This is a genomic window from Monashia sp. NPDC004114, from assembly GCF_053603855.1.
This window is the reverse complement of sequence record NZ_JBSGGK010000001.1, coordinates 270,724-288,175: the sequence shown is the minus strand read 5'-3', so window position 1 is coordinate 288,175 and position 17,452 is coordinate 270,724. Positions and strand designations below refer to the sequence as shown.

Annotated in this window: 13 protein-coding genes; 3 read left to right on the top strand and 10 right to left on the bottom strand. The window is 65.3% G+C overall.

Annotated elements, in window-relative coordinates; all coding sequences use genetic code 11:
* Positions 1 to 441: 441 nt before the first annotated feature.
* The 4 genes from ACWEOW_RS01150 to ACWEOW_RS01135 form a co-directional block, all read right to left on the bottom strand.
* The gene (locus ACWEOW_RS01150; protein WP_452267305.1) at positions 442 to 3,255 is read right to left on the bottom strand and encodes a helix-turn-helix transcriptional regulator; all 2,814 of its coding nucleotides are present in this window, start codon (positions 3,253 to 3,255) and stop codon (positions 442 to 444) included.
* Positions 3,256 to 3,327: 72 nt separating this feature from the next.
* Positions 3,328 to 3,777, bottom strand: coding sequence for a Dps family protein (locus tag ACWEOW_RS01145; protein ID WP_452267304.1), 450 nt, complete (start codon positions 3,775 to 3,777; stop codon positions 3,328 to 3,330).
* A 144-nt stretch (positions 3,778 to 3,921) separates the two neighbouring features.
* Positions 3,922 to 6,669 (bottom strand): helix-turn-helix transcriptional regulator, encoded by a 2,748-nt coding sequence (locus ACWEOW_RS01140; protein WP_452267303.1) that lies wholly within the window; start codon positions 6,667 to 6,669, stop codon positions 3,922 to 3,924.
* Positions 6,670 to 7,221: 552 nt separating this feature from the next.
* A complete protein-coding gene (locus ACWEOW_RS01135) occupies positions 7,222 to 7,797 on the bottom strand; it encodes a DUF308 domain-containing protein (protein ID WP_452267302.1) in 576 nt (191 codons plus the stop codon).
* Positions 7,798 to 8,212: 415 nt separating this feature from the next.
* On the opposite strand from ACWEOW_RS01135, the gene ACWEOW_RS01130 reads away from it, so the two are divergent.
* On the top strand, positions 8,213 to 9,499 hold the full coding sequence (locus tag ACWEOW_RS01130) for an epoxide hydrolase family protein (protein WP_452267301.1): 1,287 nt from the start codon (positions 8,213 to 8,215) through the stop codon (positions 9,497 to 9,499).
* Between the two features lie 261 nt (positions 9,500 to 9,760).
* A complete protein-coding gene (locus ACWEOW_RS01125; protein ID WP_452267300.1) occupies positions 9,761 to 10,585 on the top strand; it encodes an alpha/beta fold hydrolase in 825 nt (274 codons plus the stop codon).
* Positions 10,586 to 11,021: 436 nt separating this feature from the next.
* Here the strand turns inward: ACWEOW_RS01125 and ACWEOW_RS01120 are convergent, their stop codons facing one another.
* Positions 11,022 to 11,594: a uridine kinase family protein gene (locus ACWEOW_RS01120; RefSeq protein ID WP_452267299.1), complete on the bottom strand. Its 573-nt coding sequence runs from the start codon at positions 11,592 to 11,594 to the stop codon at positions 11,022 to 11,024.
* Positions 11,591 to 12,121, bottom strand: a complete 531-nt coding sequence (locus ACWEOW_RS01115) for a DUF5680 domain-containing protein (RefSeq protein WP_452267298.1) — start codon at positions 12,119 to 12,121, stop codon at positions 11,591 to 11,593. Before ACWEOW_RS01115 ends, ACWEOW_RS01120 begins: the two co-directional genes overlap by 4 nt.
* 153 nt (positions 12,122 to 12,274) lie before the next feature.
* Between ACWEOW_RS01115 and ACWEOW_RS01110 the strand changes: the two genes are divergently transcribed.
* Positions 12,275 to 13,303 carry a hypothetical protein gene (locus tag ACWEOW_RS01110; RefSeq protein WP_452267297.1) on the top strand — a complete coding sequence of 343 codons (1,029 nt, stop codon included), beginning with the start codon at positions 12,275 to 12,277 and terminating at the stop codon, positions 13,301 to 13,303.
* Here ACWEOW_RS01110 and ACWEOW_RS01105 read toward each other — a convergent pair.
* The 4 genes from ACWEOW_RS01105 to ACWEOW_RS01090 all read right to left on the bottom strand — a co-directional run bounded on the left by ACWEOW_RS01105 (position 13,294) and on the right by ACWEOW_RS01090 (position 17,393).
* Complete coding sequence (locus tag ACWEOW_RS01105) at positions 13,294 to 14,226, bottom strand: radical SAM protein (protein WP_452267296.1); 933 nt, start codon at positions 14,224 to 14,226, stop codon at positions 13,294 to 13,296. The genes ACWEOW_RS01110 and ACWEOW_RS01105 overlap by 10 nt on opposite strands.
* Entirely contained in the window at positions 14,213 to 15,070 is an 858-nt protein-coding gene (locus ACWEOW_RS01100; protein WP_452267295.1) for a hypothetical protein, read from the bottom strand. Before ACWEOW_RS01100 ends, ACWEOW_RS01105 begins: the two co-directional genes overlap by 14 nt.
* 206 nt (positions 15,071 to 15,276) lie before the next feature.
* Positions 15,277 to 16,200: a hypothetical protein gene (locus ACWEOW_RS01095; RefSeq protein ID WP_452267294.1), complete on the bottom strand. Its 924-nt coding sequence runs from the start codon at positions 16,198 to 16,200 to the stop codon at positions 15,277 to 15,279.
* Entirely contained in the window at positions 16,197 to 17,393 is a 1,197-nt protein-coding gene (locus ACWEOW_RS01090; RefSeq protein ID WP_452267293.1) for a hypothetical protein, read from the bottom strand. Before ACWEOW_RS01090 ends, ACWEOW_RS01095 begins: the two co-directional genes overlap by 4 nt.
* Positions 17,394 to 17,452: the final 59 nt, after the last annotated feature.

Below are 17,452 nucleotides of genomic sequence, written 5' to 3'. Positions count from 1 at the left end.
ACGCGGTCCTGTCAGCCGGCGCCGAGTGCGGCATGGTGCCGGTCGGGACCACCTCGTCTCGACCGATGCAAGAGCACGCAGCGGTGGAGTGTCAAGGCCGAGCCGGGCAGTGTTGCCGCCCGCGACTCACATAACTGTCCGAGCGCCCAGCAGTGCGTCGCGGACGTGAGCCTTCCTTCGCGTGACGGACTCCATGGCCGCCGGACGCCGCGGAGCCAGCCAAGACGTGACTCCAGCCGACGACTCGGCGACGCTGGTCTTCGGGAGAAGCAAGACGTATGCCGACCAGCGGCAAACGCCGGTGGAGCGCTTCTTTATACCCGGTGGGGTGTCTGGGGCAACGGATTCCGCAGGCTTTCGACCGGACATAGGAGCCAGTACTGAAGGACCGCCCTTGTCCATCGGCGAGGGACGTGTCGCGGCGTCCGAGTGGTCGCAGGGTTACGTTGCCGTGTCCGTGTCCGTGTCCGTGTCCGCGGCCCGGCCTGGCGCCGGCATCGCGTCCCGGAGATTGTTCCTCGAGGTGATGCCGAGCTTTGTGAACACTTTCCCCAGGTGCCATTCGACGGTTCGTGTGCTGATGAACAGTTCGGCTGCTATCTCTGGGTTGGCGCGACCATCCCGTGCCAATCGGGCGATGTGCTCCTCTTGCGATGTCAGCGCTGCCGGTCTGTCTCGGCGTTTTCTCACGTGCTCGCCGGTGGCGGCGAGCTCACGCCGCGCCCGTTCCGCGAAGCCGTCGGCTGACATCAGGCTGAACATCAGATGGGCTGTGCGCAGCTGCTCGCGAGCATCGACCCTTCGGTTCTCGCGTCGCAGCCACTCGCCAAACACGAGGTGAGCGCGTGCTAGTTCGGTGCGGATCGGCGTTCGCGCGAGATGGTCGATCGCTTCGCGGTAGAGGGCTTCGGCGGCCTCGCCTTCAGCGAGCATCGCTCGCGAGCGCGCCTCGACCCCGAGCCCCCACTCGCTCTCACCGGGGTTCGCTGACTCCCTGAACTCGTGCAGCGCGGCGGCGGCTGCTTCGAGCTGGCCGCATCTCACGCCAGATTCGATTCGTTCCGGCAGCATCCATGTCGAGATGTAGATTCCGGGTAGGTTCGCGTTCGCCGGGGATGCCATGGCGAGGGCTTCCTCATAGCGGCCGACGCTGTTGTTGAGAATCGCACCAGTCCAGCGAGCGAGGTCCACGCCCAGTCCCTCGCCGCGGCGGGTCGAGTCCTCGATGGTCGATGCGATGAGTGCGCTCGCGTCCGCGACGCGCCCTTGATAAGCGGCGAGAAGCATTGCTCCATACGGGGCGATTTGCGCACCGGTTGCCTGCTTGATCGCGTCGTCCTCTGCGACAAATGCGGTTGCCGCATCGAGGTCGCCGCGCCAAGCGGCGATCATCGCCTGACCGTTCAAGGCGACGGACAGCATCGAGAGCGCGCCTACCTTGCGGGCCAGCTCGATCTGACGATCGCTGGTCGCGTTCCAGCATTCGAAGTCCCACAGCGTGACCGCCGCCGATGATGCGAGCACACCCCAGTGAAGCCAGTCCGTGGCGGCGACGTCGTCAGCAAGTAGGGTGTCAACGGCCTGCCGGAGAATCGGCGCCGCTGCGGCACGACTGTCCGTGATAAGCGTTGCCAAGCCGTCGAGCATCCGGTCGAACGGGCCCACCGGATCTTGTGTGAGTGGCGTTGCCTTCGCGACGCGGGACACTTCCATGAGGTCACCGCCGGGACTCGCGAGATGTCCGGCGAACAAGGCGGCCCCCCAAGCGTCAAGCAGCGTCTGGCGCGCGACCTGGATATCGAGAGGCTCGAGCCGCCGAGCCGCGGCCAGCAGGAGCAGCGGCGCGTCGCTGCCGGCGTTCGACGCCGAGGCGACAAGGCCGCGCAGCAACTCGACTCGAGCATGCGCAAATTCGTTGGAGACCTCGGCCTCGGCCTCCGCCAAAAGGCCCAGCGCGGCATCAAACGCGCCCGCTTCGAGATTGAACTGGGCCGCAGCCAGTCTTCGCTCTACGCGTGTTACGGGGTCGGGGGTAAGGTTCGCCGATCGGTCGATCAGTGCGGCTGCAGCCGCCGAGCCTCCGCGTGCATCAGCACGGCTGGCGCACCGCTCAAGCTCGGACGCGATCGCTTCGTCGGGCCCCGCGGCGGCGTGTGCCCGATGCCACGCGCACCGAGCAGCGTCCGGATCGCGCTCAGTTGCCGTGGCGAGCGCACGGTGTGCAGCTCGTCGCTCGGCGGCAGACGCGGACCGATATACGGCCGATCGGACGAGGGGGTGGTGGAACCGCACTCGCGTCCCGATCTCGAGCAGTTCCTCGCGTGCCGCCGCAGAGGCAGCCTCCATCGTGATGCCCAGAGCCTCCGCGGCGCGCCACACCGTCAATGGTTCGCCAATGGCGTCCGCGGCGGCCAGTAGCATCAGCTGCTGCGTCGGTGCCGGCAGCCTCTGCATCCGGCGCGAGTAGTGATCCTCGAGGTGGGCGGGAATCTCGGCGATGTTCGGCAGGCCGAAGCCGCCAGCCAGCTCGGCAGAGGTCATGCCGCGCGGTAGCTCCAAAAGGGCCAGCGGATTGCCTCCCGTCTCCGCAACGATTCGATCCCGTACACGCTCGTCGAGCCGACCTGGCACCACCCCGGCAAGTAGGGCGCGCGCGTCCCGCTGGGACAGACCTCCGATCTGTAGCTCGGGCAGACCGGCAAGCGGGGGCCTACCACGCCGGTCGCGCGTGGCGAACACCATCGCCACGGACTCGACCGCGAGTCGGCGCGCCACGAAGCTCAAGACCTGTGCCGATGCGTCGTCGAGCCACTGTGCGTCGTCGACGACACACATGAGGGGTCGGGTTTCTGCAACCTGCGCCAAGAGGCTCAGCGTGGCGAGGCCGATGAGAAACCTATCGGGCGCACGGCCGTCAGCCAGGCCGAGTGCGACGCTCAAGGCGGCCTGTTGCGGCGCTGGCAACGACTCGAGCTGGTCGACCATGCCATGGCAGAGCTGATGGAGGCCCGCGTACGGCAACTCGATCTCGGATTCCACCCCGGCAATCTCGGCCACTCGGAAGTCCGTGGCAGCCCGGTCCGCGATGTAGCGCAGCAGCGCGGTCTTCCCGATGCCGGCCTCGCCGCGCAGAACTACCGTTGCGCTCAGACCGGACCGGACCCGGGCTCGGAGCTGGTCCAAGGCCCCTTGCTCGCGCGTGCGTCCTCGCAGGCCTACGTCGGACTTGCTCGCCCCAGTCGTCATCCCAGTCATGCGATACATCGTGCTGGCAGCGGGACCGCGGATTCGCCAGGGAACGACCCTGGTCATGGCCTGCCCAGGGCATCAGTCGGTGCCTTGAGCGCGCAACATCCAGGCGTACCTTTCCATCGCTGTGAGGACGTGGGTGAACAGCTCAACGGTGACGACGTCGTGTTCGAAAGCTTCCAACGCAATGTGGACACGGTTCATCACTGCCTCGAGGATGTTGCCGAACGCCTTGATCGCCTCAGCGTCGTGGAGCGCACCAGATTCCAGCTGTGGCAGTGAGCTCATCGCGACGACGGTCGCGGCGCGCCCGTCGGCGTAGTGGCCGAGCATCACGGATCGTTCGGCAATGCGTTCGGCACTGACGATCGCCGTTCCCGCCAGTTCATCGAACAGCAGACGCATCGACCCGAAGCGGGGGCCGACGAGGTTCCAATGCGCCTGCTTGGCCAGGAGCGCCAGGTCAAGCATGTCGGCCAGAGAGCCATCCAGCGCGCCCGCTTGCGGGTTCTGCTCGTCAACGGTCATCGTGCCCTCAGACCCGTCACGTGTGTTCCTCGACATGGTGTCCCCTTGTTCTGACCCCCCAAGGCCAGCATCCAACCCAGTACTGTGGCTCGCGTCAGGGAGGATCCCTGGCCTAACCCTGGTCGACGTTGGCACGGGCGCGCCCTAGCCACTCGACGGCGGCAGTGCCTCCTGGAGTTCCCGGCGGGAACTGATGCCGAGCTTGATGAACACCTTGCGCAAGTGCCACTCAACGGTTCGTGCACTGAGGAACAGCTCAGAGCCGATCTCAGAATTGGTGCGTCCGTCGCGAGCCAGGCGGGCGATGTGCTCCTCCTGCGCACTGAGACCGCTCCGCTGGTCCGGAGCTCGCTGCCGAACCCGCTCACCAGTCGCCACGAGCTCCCTGCGCGCTCGCTCAGCGAATGCCTCTGCGCCCATGGACACGAACATCTCGTGAGCGGTACGCAGCTGATGACGTGCGTCGAGGCGTCTGTTCTCGCGGCGGAGCCACTCGCCGTAGAGCAAGTACGCGCGCCCGAGGTCCGGCCCGAGCTGGGTGTCGCGGAGTCGCCGAATCGCTTCGGTGTACCACTGCTCGGCGACATCAGACTCGCTGACGAGTGCGCGGCAACGCGCCTGTAGACCTTTCCCCCACTCGGCACCTTCGATCACAGTCATCGCCGTCAGACGGTCCATCGCGTCCCGTGCTGCTCCCCAGTTGCCCGTCCTTCTGGCCGCCTCGACCACCTCAGGGAGAACAAGCATGTCGCCCGTGGGCGCGTAGATATCTGCACAGGCAGCCTCGGCCGCGGTAAGGGCGTCCTCGTAACGCCCAAGGCCGTTGCAGAGAACAGCCATCGCCCAGTTGGCCAACTGGGCGGCCTGCCCCTCTCCGCGCTCACTCGCATCGACGATTGTCGCCGACAGGAGCGGGAGGGCATCTGCCGGCCGACCGCGGTATCCCGCGAGAATCAAGCTGTGCGACGTGGCCGCCTGCGCTCCGGTCACCTCGTTCACCGCCTCCCACTCATGCAAGAGCGCGGTCGCGGTCTCGAGGTGGCCAGACAATGTGAGGACCGCGCCATGCGCAGCCAGAGCAATCGACAGCGGAGAGAGCGCGCCTGACTCGCGGGCAACCTCCGTTTGCCGACGACTCAGAAGCACGTAGCTGTCGAAGTCCCACAAGGCCATCGACGCGACCTGAGCGAGAATGCCCCACTGCAGCCAGTCGTCCGCAGACACCGTTCCGTTCACGAACGCGTCCACTGCACGTCGAAGGTCCTCCTGGGCTTGCGCACGCCCATCCAGGACCATCGCGGCCAGCCCGTCGAGCAACAGATCGGAGGGTCGAACGGGGTCCACACGGTCCGCGGATCGCGCGGCCCGCGAGACATCGACGAGACCGCCGCCCGACTCGGCGAGAGGACCAGCCATCACGGCGGCGACCCACGCATACAGGTACGTCTCCCGGGCGAGCGAGACGTTGAGCGCCTCAAGTCGGCGCGCCGCGCGCAGCAGCATGATCGGCGCCTCACGTCCCGGGCTGATCGCGAACTGGATCTGCCCCCGTAATTGTTCCGCGCGAGCACGTTGCACATCGTTGGCGGCGTCCGCCTCGACCCGGGCCAGCAGCCCGAGTGCTGTGTCGAACGAACCAGCCTGGACGTGCGCGTAGGCCGCAGCCATTTCGCGCTCTGCGCGCCGCGCGGGGCTCGCGGTCAAGGCCGCTGAGCGTTGCAGGAGTGTGGCTGCCGCAGGCAGACCCGCGCGTGCCTGCGCCCTGCCGGCGGTTCGCTCCAACTCGGTTGCCGTTTCCTCGTCGGGTCCGGTGGCGGCGAGGGCAAGGTGCCACGCGCGACGATCCGGGTCGACTTCGTAGTCTGTCGCTGCGGCCAGTGCCCGGTGGGCAGCTCGACGATCCTCAGGTGAGGCGACGGCGTAGGCGGCCGATCTGGCGAGCGGGTGACGAAATCGGACACGGGAGCCTACGTCTAGCAGCTGGTCTCCGAGGAGGGCTGAATCCCGTCCAACATCGAGTATGTGCGCCGCGCGCCACAGGAGGGTTGCGTCTCCGGTGGGATCAGCAGCCGCCAGCAACATGAGTCGCTGCGTCGCAGCCGGCAGGGCCTTGATTCGCCGCCGGTACTGCGCCTCGATGTGTCCGGGCACGCTGGCCGTACTTGGGACCGCGAACCCCCCCGCGAGCTCGGTGGGAGTCATTCCCTTGGGAAGCTCCAAGAGGGCCAGTGGATTGCCACGCGTCTCTGCGACGATCCGATCGCGAACCTGGTGATCGAGTGGGCCTGCGACGGTTGCGGTCAGGAGGACTCGAGAGTGATGCTCCGATAGGCCCCCAACGGTAAGGCTGGGCAGGTCCGGAAAGGTGCGCTCAGCACCCTCCTCCCGAACCGCGACCAACAGCAACAGTGATTCCGCCCGCAGGCGCCGTCCCACGATTCCGAGCACGTGTGACGAGGCCTCGTCCAGCCACTGTGCGTCGTCGATCAGACACAGGAGTGGTTGGTTGCCAGCCGCCTCGGCGAGCAGGCTCAGCACAGCGAGGCCGACGACAAAATGGTCCGCAGTGGTTTCAGCCGTCAAGCCGAACGCGACCTTGAGTGCACGCGCCTGGGGTTTCGGGAGCTTCGTGAGGTGGTTCAAGAACGGTTGGCAAAGCTGATGCAGAGCGGCGAAGGGCAGTTCCAGCTCCGACTCGATGCCGGCGATCTGAACCACGAGGTAGTCCGTCGCTTCGCTTCCGCAGTACGTCATCAGCGCGGTTTTGCCGATGCCGGCCTCGCCACGAATGACGAGAACCGCACTCTCACCAGCCCGAACGCGCTGCAGTGCGTCTTCAAGCAACCTGCACTCATGGTCACGCCCCGTAAACGGCGGCTCTTCCGCACCCACGACGCGACAGTACAGCCGACGCTCGGCGATCGCCTCAACTGTCGGCGGCGGCCTGTCTCGCGAACGGGGCCCAAGAGCAGCGCGGCGGGCGGCAGTCGAGCCAACGAGCAGCAAGGTGCTGGCCGTCGGGTCCGGCCGACCTGGCCGCGACATGAAGGGGCAAGTAGTGCCCGTGACGAAAGCACTGCCCAGATTGTCAACCAGCCTTGGCAGGCATGCGAAAGAAGGCCCAACCGGCCGTTGTCGATGGCATCGATCGCTGCGACGTTCGTGATGCCGAGTTCGTTCGTCGCCAGCTCGGGGAGCGCTTCGCTTGGCGGGCGACAGCGACGAAGTCCGTGCCTCGTTACGGGCCTGACGGGCCGTCTCCAGGCTCACGTGGTCGATGGTTGCTCGCGGGACGCGAAACATCTCGCTGGTTGCGGCCGGGAGCCTGACGACGAGATCGAGCTCCACGCCCGGCACCGTGCGGGCCAGAGCGCCGACCTCCCTGGGCGCGAAGGCATCTGCAAACACGGCTCTGACGTGCCGGCCGGGGTTGAGCATGATCACTCACGGTTGCTGGGGCGTCAGGGGTGACGTGCTCGCGTCCACGGAATCCCGCGTGGACATGCTGGCCGTGCGGAAGCGCCGCCGGAGCAGCCACGCCTCGATGATGAAGTCGACCCCACCGGTGCCGGCGTAGACCACAAGCGGCATCAGCGTCGGGTTCGAGGCACCGGACATCAGAACAAACAAGACACCAAAGATGGTGGAGACCGAGCCCGCCGCGAGCATCGGCCACTGCCAGCCGAACGTCGCGCGCCGACGCCACGCGACTACGAACTGGGCGATTCCGGACAGTAGGGCCCAGACGCCGAACACTGCGAGGACGTCACCCTTGTCACCAGTAGCGGCAATGCCGAGCAGCGCCGCTGTCACCGTGCTGATAGCCGCGTTGATGAGTAGCCATCGCCGGGTGCCGCCGGACTGGTTGCGAGCATCCACCACTGAGGCAACCGCGTCCACGAGCGGGTAGATGACCAGCAACACCGCGGTGCCGGTTGTGAGTGCGTCGAACATCGTCGCGAAGGCCGCGGCCCACGCAATGGCGATGACGCCACGGACGAGGAACAGTTTCGCCGGCATGAGAGGTCTCCTTGCAGTTGTAGGGCTGTTGTTGGCCCTACCAAGGTGGCTCTACCAGACAGTCCCTGACACCAGGGTCGACCCTGGTCGTCTCCCTGGCCGATGGGGCCGGGGCGGGGGCTCCAAGGGGTCAGCGACCGACCCGTTCACACCCGAGGTGTGACCCTGTTCGGCCCCGGGCGCTGACCGAGTCATCCCGCAGGCCCGTGAGAAGACCAGGGTGCTCACTGGCGCGCCGTTCCGAGTGAACCGAGCACGCTTCTGACCACACAGAAGCTCCACGGTTCACGAAGAGGAGAGGCACATGAGTACAGCTTCTGACGGACGGTCTCGCGCGGAGGCCGGTCGCGCAGCCATCGAGGCGCCTCGCGTTCCGGAGGCGTCGATCACAGCGTCCGGCCCCACGCGACGGAATGTGCTGTACGGCGGGCTTGCCGCGACCCTCGCCGTCGCGGCAACCGGCGGACTCGGGGACACGTCTGCGGCCGCGGCGCAGCCCACGAGAACGCGACGTCTCCGCGAGGGATTGACGGACCCCACCGGGATCCAGCCCTTCCAAGTCGCCGTTCCGACCACGCAGCTCGTCGCGCTGCGCGGCCGCATCGCCACGACTCGCTGGCCCACCATGGAGCTCGTCGCCGACCGCTCGCAGGGCGTGCAACTTGCGACCGCCCAGGCGCTGGCCCGTTTCTGGACGACCAACTACAACTGGCGCGTGTTCGAGGCGAAGCTGAATGCATTGCCGCAGTTCATGACCGAGATCGACGGCGTCAACATCCACTTCATCCACGTGCGCTCACCGCACGCCGGGGCGCTGCCGCTGATCATGACGCATGGCTGGCCAGGCTCGATTATCGAGTTGCTGGAGACCGTCGACCCGCTCACGAATCCGACCGCCTACGGCGGCAGCGCCGCGGACGCGTTCGACCTGGTGCTGCCGTCCATTCCGGGCTACGGCTTCTCCGGCCAGCCGACTGAAATGGGCTGGAACGCCGGCCGGGTCGCGCGCGCTTGGGCGGAGTTGATGGGCCGTCTCGGTTACACCCGGTATGTCGCCCAGGGCGGCGATGTCGGGGCGGGCGTCACCGACGCGATGGCCCGCATCAGGGCGGCGGGGCTGGTCGGCATCCACCTGAACCTTCTCGTATCTGCATTGGGAGGAGCCCCCCAACCGATGAATACTGACGAGGAGCGCGCCGCGGCCGCCGCCCTTCTCCTGTTCAACAGGACCGGCAACGGCTACCTGATCGAGCAGGCCACGCGACCGCAGACGATCAGTTATGCGCTCCTGGACTCACCCGTCGCACTGGCGGCCTGGATGCTCGATCACGACACTGACAGCTACACGAAGATCTCCCAGGCATTCCTCGGCGGGCCCCCGACGGGCAACCTGACTCGCACCCACATCCTCGACAACGTGACCCTTTACTGGCTGACCGGCACCGGCGACTCGGCCGCCCGCTCGTTCTGGGAGAACGCACGAGCCGCTGGCGGCGGCCAGGTCCCCCCGCCCGTCACGGTCCCTGTAGCCTTCAGTGCCTTCCCTGGCGAGATCTTCCAGGCCCCGCAGAGCTGGGTCCAGAACACCTACCCGACCCTCATGTACTACAACAAGCCCGACAAGGGCGGCCATTTCGCCGCGTGGGAGGAACCCGAGCTGTTCGCACAAGAAATCCGGACCGCGTTCCGGTCGCTCCGCTAACTGCGACAGTCTCGGCGTCCGAGACATGCGTGTCCCTATGCATATAGAGGACGCACCATCCGGGAATCCGGACGGCAAAGTCAGTCCTGGCGGGATTCGATATCAACAGCCCTGTTCCAGCCACGAAGTTCTGGGATGCTGATTTCCCAGGCTCGGACAGAAGTGTGACGACGAGCGCTCGTGGACACGCCGCGCGACGGTGCCCAAGAGGCCTGCGGGCCTCATAGCCGGTCCGTACTGCAAATCAAGGAGGACAGACCAATGCCCATGGTCACAACGAACGACGGCGCCCAGATCTTCTACAAGGACTGGGGCAGCGGGCCGCCGATCATGTTCCACCACGGGTGGCCGCTCAGCTCGGACGACTGGGACGCGCAGCTGATGTTCTTCGTCCAGCGCGGCTACCGGGTGGTGGCACACGACCGTCGCGGCCATGGCCGGTCGACCCAGACCTCAGGCGGGCATGACATGGATACGTATGCCGCCGACGTCGCCGCGGTGGTCCAGCACCTCGACCTGCGCGACGCCGTGCACATTGGGCACTCCACCGGGGGCGGCGAGGTCGCGCGGTACGTCGCCCGTCACGGCAGCGGACGCGTGGGCAAGGCAGTTCTCATCGGCGCGGTCCCGCCACTCATGCTGAAGACCGACGCCAACCCGGGCGGGCTGCCGATCGAGGTGTTCGACGGGTTCCGTGAAGGCACGGCGACCAACCGCTCCCAGTTTTACCTCGACGTCGCCTCGGGGCCCTTCTATGGTTTCAACAGGCCCGGGGCCATCGTCTCGCAGGGCGTCATCTGGAACTGGTGGCGACAGGGCATGATGGGCGGGGCCAAGGCGCACTACGAGGGGATCGAGGCGTTCTCGGAGACCGACTTCACCGAGGACCTGAAGCACATCACCGTCCCGACTCTGGTGCTGCACGGCGACGACGACCAGGTCGTGCCGATCGCTGACTCGGCCGAGTTGTCGATCAAGCTCCTGCAGCACGGGACCCTCAAGGTGTACCCGGGCTTCTCGCATGGCATGTGCACTGTTAACGCCGACATCATCAACAAGGACCTGTTGGAGTTCATCGAATCCTGAGCGTGGTCTCGACCTGAGGACGAGCCCTGGGACCCTGGTCCGGGGCTCGCCGCCGGATAGGGCGAGCCCACATGAATGCGTCGAGCCCGGGGCCGGCTCGATGAGTGCAGCGTCGACCTGTGCTGGGCCTCGGCCAAGCCGGACCCATCCAGCCCAGCATGGATCTCGGCAAGTGCCAGCCTCCTCGTCGACCTTGCGACCCAGGCATGGGCCGCCCGGTGAATCGTCGCCGCACGGCCGATCCCGTGACCCCCGGTGACCATGACGGCTCCATCACTGCCGAGTTCCCCTTCGAGCAGCCTCGTGGTTCGAGTCAGGAGTGCCCCGAGAGGCCTTCCAGCCCGTGCATTCCCGTGTCGTGAGACTGGCCCCTATATTGTCCCGGTGGGTGAGCCCGTGGCAACCTGGTCTCGTCGTGTGCGATGGGTGGCGACGTCTACGCCAGCAGTGCGGTTACCAGTTCGTCGGTAGGCTCGTCCGCGTGGAGCACTGTGACATCGAGGCGGGACCTAAGCGTTTCGTCTCGTGCGTACTCCTCCGCGATCCAGCGTAACTGGGACTCCACGATTTCGCGGGACTTGCTCCTTTCGAAGATATCTCGAGTCCTTTTGCGTGAGGCTATCTGCGCCATTTCTATGTCTAGGTAGAAGCGGCGCGCGAACTGTATATCGACTTGCGGGACGCGCAGAATCGTCATGCCCTCGACAATCACCAAGGGAGCCGGATCGATGCGCACGGTGCCTTGGCGTTCGAACGTTGAGAAGTCAATAAACGGCGCATTAATGGGCGTACCATGCGCCAGGTCAGTGACGTCACGGATGAAGTCGTCGACGTGCATCCACCTAAGTTCGCAGAAGTTAGCGTCGATTGGGCATTCGGAAGAGTTCCTAAAGTACCAGTCCTGTTGCACAACGACCGCGCTTCCGTGGACAGTCATGGCCTGGCGAGCCAGCGTGGACTTTCCCGCTGCTGAAGGCCCTGTCAAGCCGACGATCCGTGCTCTCTTCATCTCAGGACGTCGAACGACTTGGGGCCGTAGGCAGCGCCGTCACCGACTAGGCCCCCGGCCAAGATGCGTTCGTAGGCGAGCTTGCCCCGTTCGAGGATCTGCTCAGTTGCTACGAAGGACTGCACGTCTCCCTGCAGGGCCATGCGGTAAGTCCATCTCCCGTCCCTACTGTCTAGCCGGGAGGGGCCGCGGAGCTTGAATGCATCTGAGTTTGGGCTACTCAGGGCTGTGATAAGGAAGTCGAACAGCTCGTTGTCGGGCACTGTTGTCTGTTTCAGATAGGGGCTGCCGACGAGTAGCCCCCCGCGGTAGACGCAGGTCCAGACCGGGGATTCCTCCAGGAAGACGACGAGCATGCCGGCGTCGGTGGTCGCGCCTGACCAGACATCCAGGCAGCGCCAGGGGCCGCGGAGGTAGTTTCCTCCGTGAAACTTTGGAAAGTCGGCGTCCGTGCGGGGTACCGTGTTCGAGGGCCAGCCGTTCGCAATCGCCTCGTTGATGAAGTCTTCGAGTTCGTGGATTTCCATTGCCAGGTACCGTCCCTTGGAGGTTGAGTGCCAACAAAGCCTGGAAGCCGTCAGTGGGGAGTCGAGATCAGTCGGCTGTTGTTGTTCATGACGCGGCTTGGGTTTTCGGAGGATTCCGTCAAGGTCTATGTCCGACTCTTGACGAAAGGACCCATGGCACATGTCGTGCTCTTAGCGGAGACGGGACTGAGTGAGGCGTCGGGGTTTGCGATAACCAAGGAACTGCGTCTCATTGGGCTGATCGTGGGTTATCGCCTGCGCCAGAGGAATGCGTGGTATGCGGCGGATCCTGCGACGGCGTGGCTGAGCTTGGCCGCCGAAGAGACCTGGAGTGTGTCTTCCACATTGACACATGTCAGCAGGCTTCCAAAAACTGGAATCGCGCAGGTTGACACCCGCAGCGAACTTCTCCGGCAGGCGGCCATACCGGCCGTCGAATTGTGGACGGGTAGGGTTCCGAGTCACGAGGAATCGCGTCCGGCGCACAACGCCGAGGCCCTTGCGCAGCTTGCGATCGAGGCGATCAGGATCGCCAAGTTCCACATTCGATCTATCAGCGCCTCGCCGAAGGTCTCTGGCGCCGCCAAATTCTGGCCACCTCTGGTCGCGCAAATGGATCAGGGCGTCCGCTACACCCGGGTGACGGACCTGGACGAACTGTATGAGCATGGTCTGGATATTGTCCGCCGCGACTTGGAGTCCGGCGTTGAGTTGTTCATTGGCCCGCAGGCTCTGCTGACCCGCACTCGAGGATACTTGGCGGACCGGAAGGTCCTCGTACGGTACAAAGAGGCTCCCGTTGGCGAGCGACCCATCGAGGGCTTCATGACGAGCGACAGGCACGCCGTTGACCGCTACCGGCGGAGGTTCGACCAGGCTATGCGCGCATCCGTTCCGGCCGGGGTAGCGGTCCAGCACCTTGTTGGCTTGGCCGACGCGCTCCGCGCGAAGGCCTCGAGTCTGAGTCAGGATGCACGCGACTGGCTCGACGACCTCGTGCGTCTGGGCCGCTATTCTCGGTTGCCCACGGAGGCCTCGTGGGCGGAATCGCATCGACATCGCGTCGAGCAGGAGCTGCTCGACTCCGGTCTCGCCACGCGGGCCATCTTCGGCCACTTGGTCCCGGGGTGGCCGGATGCCGAGCAGGTCAGCGCATCCCTTCGGGCGCGTCATCACGGTTGACGGCTGTCCGGCAGCGGTGCGACCGCGCCATCAGACTTGAGCGAGGCGGGAGCCGACTTTACGGCGGCTGCGGCGACCCCGGTCTCGTGGTACAGCACTTCGTCGAGGCGCAGGCGAAGTCCATACTTCTGGCGAAGTTCCGATACGAGCAGGTCGAGCGCGGCGCGGTGGTCGTCGCGCCGGGCGTCCTCGTAGGCATCGCGCACGGCCTGAGGCTCGGACGTGAGTCTGGGTTCGAGCCGCGACCGAATATAGGCCTTGAGGTTGATGTGCTCGATGTAAAGATCTTCTACTCCCGCTTCGCTGAGACCCGCGAACAGCCGGTCTAGCAGGTCAGGCCTGGAACGGAAGTGCGGCAGGAGCGGCCCGACGAACGCGTAGACGGGGAGACCGGCATCCTTCAGTTCCCGGAGTGCTCGTAGCCGCGCGGATGCCTTCGGAGCGCGGACCTCGAGCCACTTGCTGATGGTGTCATCGGTGGTGGTAACTGTGAGTCCCACCTCCGGTCGGGGGAGCTGACTCAAGATATCGATGTCACGGGTCACGAGCGGCGACTTGGTCAGGATCCCGACTCGGCCGGGCCACTGTGCCTCGACCAGAACTTCCAGGATTCCGCGCGTCAACCTGTACTTAGATTCGACGCCTTGGTAGGGGTCGGTAACCGACGAGAGCAGGATGGTTGAGTTCCTTTTGCCGATACCGATCGATCCGACGTCGCTGCGGGCAAGATCGACCGCGTTCGTCTTGACGTACACGTAGTCACCCCACGAGGAGATCTCCTCGCTAACATAACGGCCCATAAAGCTCGCGTAGCAATAGGCGCATCCGAACGCACACCCTGTGTAGGGGTTGATCACGTAGTCCGCGTCCGGCAACTTGCTGGGCACCAGGATGGACTTCGCCTCGACCTCAACGACGCGCATTGGTTTCACCGATCCTTTGAGTTGTCCGGTCTGGCGCTAGGCGCGAGACCGACGAGAAGATGATGGCAGTCGTGACTGATAGAATCGCGGCTGCGATGACAGTCAGCTGGGCGGCGCTGCGGTTGTCGGCAGCCGACACGGCAACGAACACGCTGATGGCGGCTCCGGCGACGTGCCCGCAGTCCTCGAACCTCTCTCGGGGACCCTGGCCTGCGGCACTGCCCAGCATGTAGGCGGTCCCGCCACCGATACCTGTGACGAACCACGCGGCCAGCACGCCGGATGCGTTCATGTGAGGCATCATAAGGAGGGCTGCGGCAACCGTGACATGGCCGACTGCGATGACCTTTGGTGCGAACGCGCGACGACCTTCTCGCCAGATGCGCTCGAGCGCGAAGTAGGCGACCCAACCCACCACAAACCAGAGGCCAGTCCAGGGAGAGATCAGTGCTGGTGCTAGGTACCAGAAGCTGTAGCAGTACGCAAAGTAGTGGGCATGGTGGACGAACTCGCCCCACAGCAGCGTTCGGTCACGCAGGCCGAGGCGGCCGCGCTCGATGCGAGGGCCAGGCGGAATCGTTGGCACCGCCTGCCAGACGAAGTAGACCGCGAAGACCGCCAGGGCGACGGGCCCCAGATGCGTGGCGCCCACCGCGCCGCCTAGAATCATGCCGAGCGCTTTGCCCGTGTTCTTCATGCGGGTGGGCACGTTTTGTACAGCCTTGACTGAGCGTCGGACAGCCTGCGCGACGCTGTTGAACACGAGCAACGTGATCGCAGTGAGCGGCACTGACCAAGCGGGCCCTAGGACACACAGGCATAGCGCCGCCAGCATGGTGCTCATCGCGAGCGCACTCCCCCTCAACCTCACGTGGCGCCGCAACGGGTCCGCCAGCAGATAGCCCGCATGGAAGCTTGCGAACAGGACGCCGATTGTTGCTATGCCAAGCCCTAGTCGTAGGGAGACGCTGAGCGTTGCCAACTCAACCGCACACACGTTCGCCGTCGCCGGCACGATCGCTGGCATGCCCCAACGGCCGCGAGAGCCGTTCACCGGACCGCTCCGCCGAAGTATCGGTTCGCCTCAGCGACGAGCGCTAGTTGGTGCGAGGCGGAGGACGCGCCAATCACGAGAGCCGCAACCATTGGCAGGTCGAGCCACATCAGCGCGCTCGCCGGCGTGGACTCTCCTGCGAGTACGTGCATGCCGAGGACGGGCTTGTCCACTCCAGCGAGCCAGGACAGGTGTTCCGCGGCATTCGGCAGCATGCCGAACCCAGAGCGGTTCAACGGGACCAGAAGGCCATCGACCAAGTCGATGATCGGCGCGATGGCCGTTGGTGCGATTACGGCACCGACGTAAGTCGTCGCAAGCACGGCGGCGCCGATCGACCGCGCGGTGTGGGCCAACTGGGTCAGGCCCGCGGCGGCAAGGTCGCCACGGCCCATCAACAGAAGTAGGTCCAGCCAGTCGCCACCCACCGAGACGAGGCATGGTTTCGCGCGCCTGATTTCGCTCTGCGACCCCTGGAGTGCATCGGCGTCAAGCTCAAGGCCTGCGTGGTGCCGGAGCGAGATGGTGGATCCCCGGCCGCCAATGTCGTACAGGAAGCCGAGGACGGGGTCGCGAGTGAGGTCCAGGCCGTGTGCTGAGAGCCGCTCGGTGGTCGTCGCGGCGAGATGGCGGTAGCGGATCCGTTCGCCGCGGAGGAGAGCGTGGAGGTCCGAGTGGATCATGAGGCTCCGGTCTTCGCGACCAGCAAGGACGTTAACGGCCGTATCAATGACACGCGTCTCGCCCGCCGAGAGTCCCACCGAGGCTGTGGCGAGCATCGAGCGCATGCTTTCCGCCACCTGGTCGACGGTCAGCGTTGAGTCCAGTTTGGCCAGATATCCGTGGTCGCCGAGGAACAATCGGGGCACGGTTGCCGGCCCGAGCCTACGTCTCGGAATCTCTACCAGGGTCGGCGTCATGCGGCTCCCCCCGCGGCGTCCACGACGTCGGTGTACATCGGATCAGCGCGCTCGAAAATGCGGTCCTCGGAGTGGACACTCTCTCCGTTGAGCCAGCTGAAGATCTTGCAGTGTCCGTGGTTCTCGGCAGCCCGAGCCTGCATGCTCTGCACCTTCTCACTAGACAAGATCTCGGTGAGACTCGTCGTGCGTAGGTTGCCAAGCACCCAAGCGGGGTCTGCGGGCTTGCCGGACTTGTTGATCGCCCATGGGCTGCCGAGCAGGATCCCGTCCCAGGTGAGCCCGAAGCTTTCCGTGACCGCGTCGCATGGGTTCACGGCAGTAGGGCCCTCCATCAGCCGCAGCGCGCACTGCAGTTTGACCTTGGGAAACTCGTAACGCTCCTCGAGGGCACGCAGGGTGGCAATCGCACGCCGATACTGGTCGTTCGTCGGGATTGCGTCCGGTACCATGGCGCCGCGGCCCACAGGAAAAAGTCTCATGAGGAGCAGTTTGTCGACACGAGCCTCGTGTAGTTGTGTGTAGAGGCGGGCGAGCGCCTCGGGCTCAAGATTCTGTGCGCTTAGCGGACACTCAGCTCGCGTTGCCACACCCGCGGCGGCGAACTTGCGCGCGCGCTGGAGGTTCGTTCGGGCGTAAGTCGAGGGCCGCAACGGGTCAGTCTCGTCCGGCTCCCCGTCGAACGTGAAATTTAGTTCACTGATCATCTCTGCCAGTGCGGGGATGTCGTAGTGAGCGAGGCCAGCGCCCGTCGCTGTGAGGGTTATCGCATTCTTTCCAAAGCGACGCGCCGCCTCTTGTAGCAATACGTAGTTCTCGCGCGGAGAGAGCACGTCGCCCCCGGAGACATCCAACCGCACGTTGTGCCCGGCCAGGTGATCGAGGATCACTAGCTTCTCGGCGAGGGTGAGTTCCATGCCGCGGCGCTGACGGTATCGCAGCGCACGATCGAATGGGTTGCCGCCCTCGCCGTCGTCCTGGATCACCTCGTAGCGGTCGAGTTCGGGAGAGCTGATCAGAACCGCGCCGTTCTTTTGCTTCACGTGCGTCGCCGCCACGCAGCAGGTGGCACAGTTCCACCCGCAGATAGCCGTGACGTTCCAAATGATGTCGCGCAACGGTTCGAGGGCCACTGGCGATGTCGTGTGCGGCTGCGAGTTGTCAGCTCGCAGATGAGCGGGCACCGTCTTCATCGGTCCTCCTAGGCGAAGCGTCGAGCGCCTGCCGACCTCTTCCGGGTAAACAAAAAAGG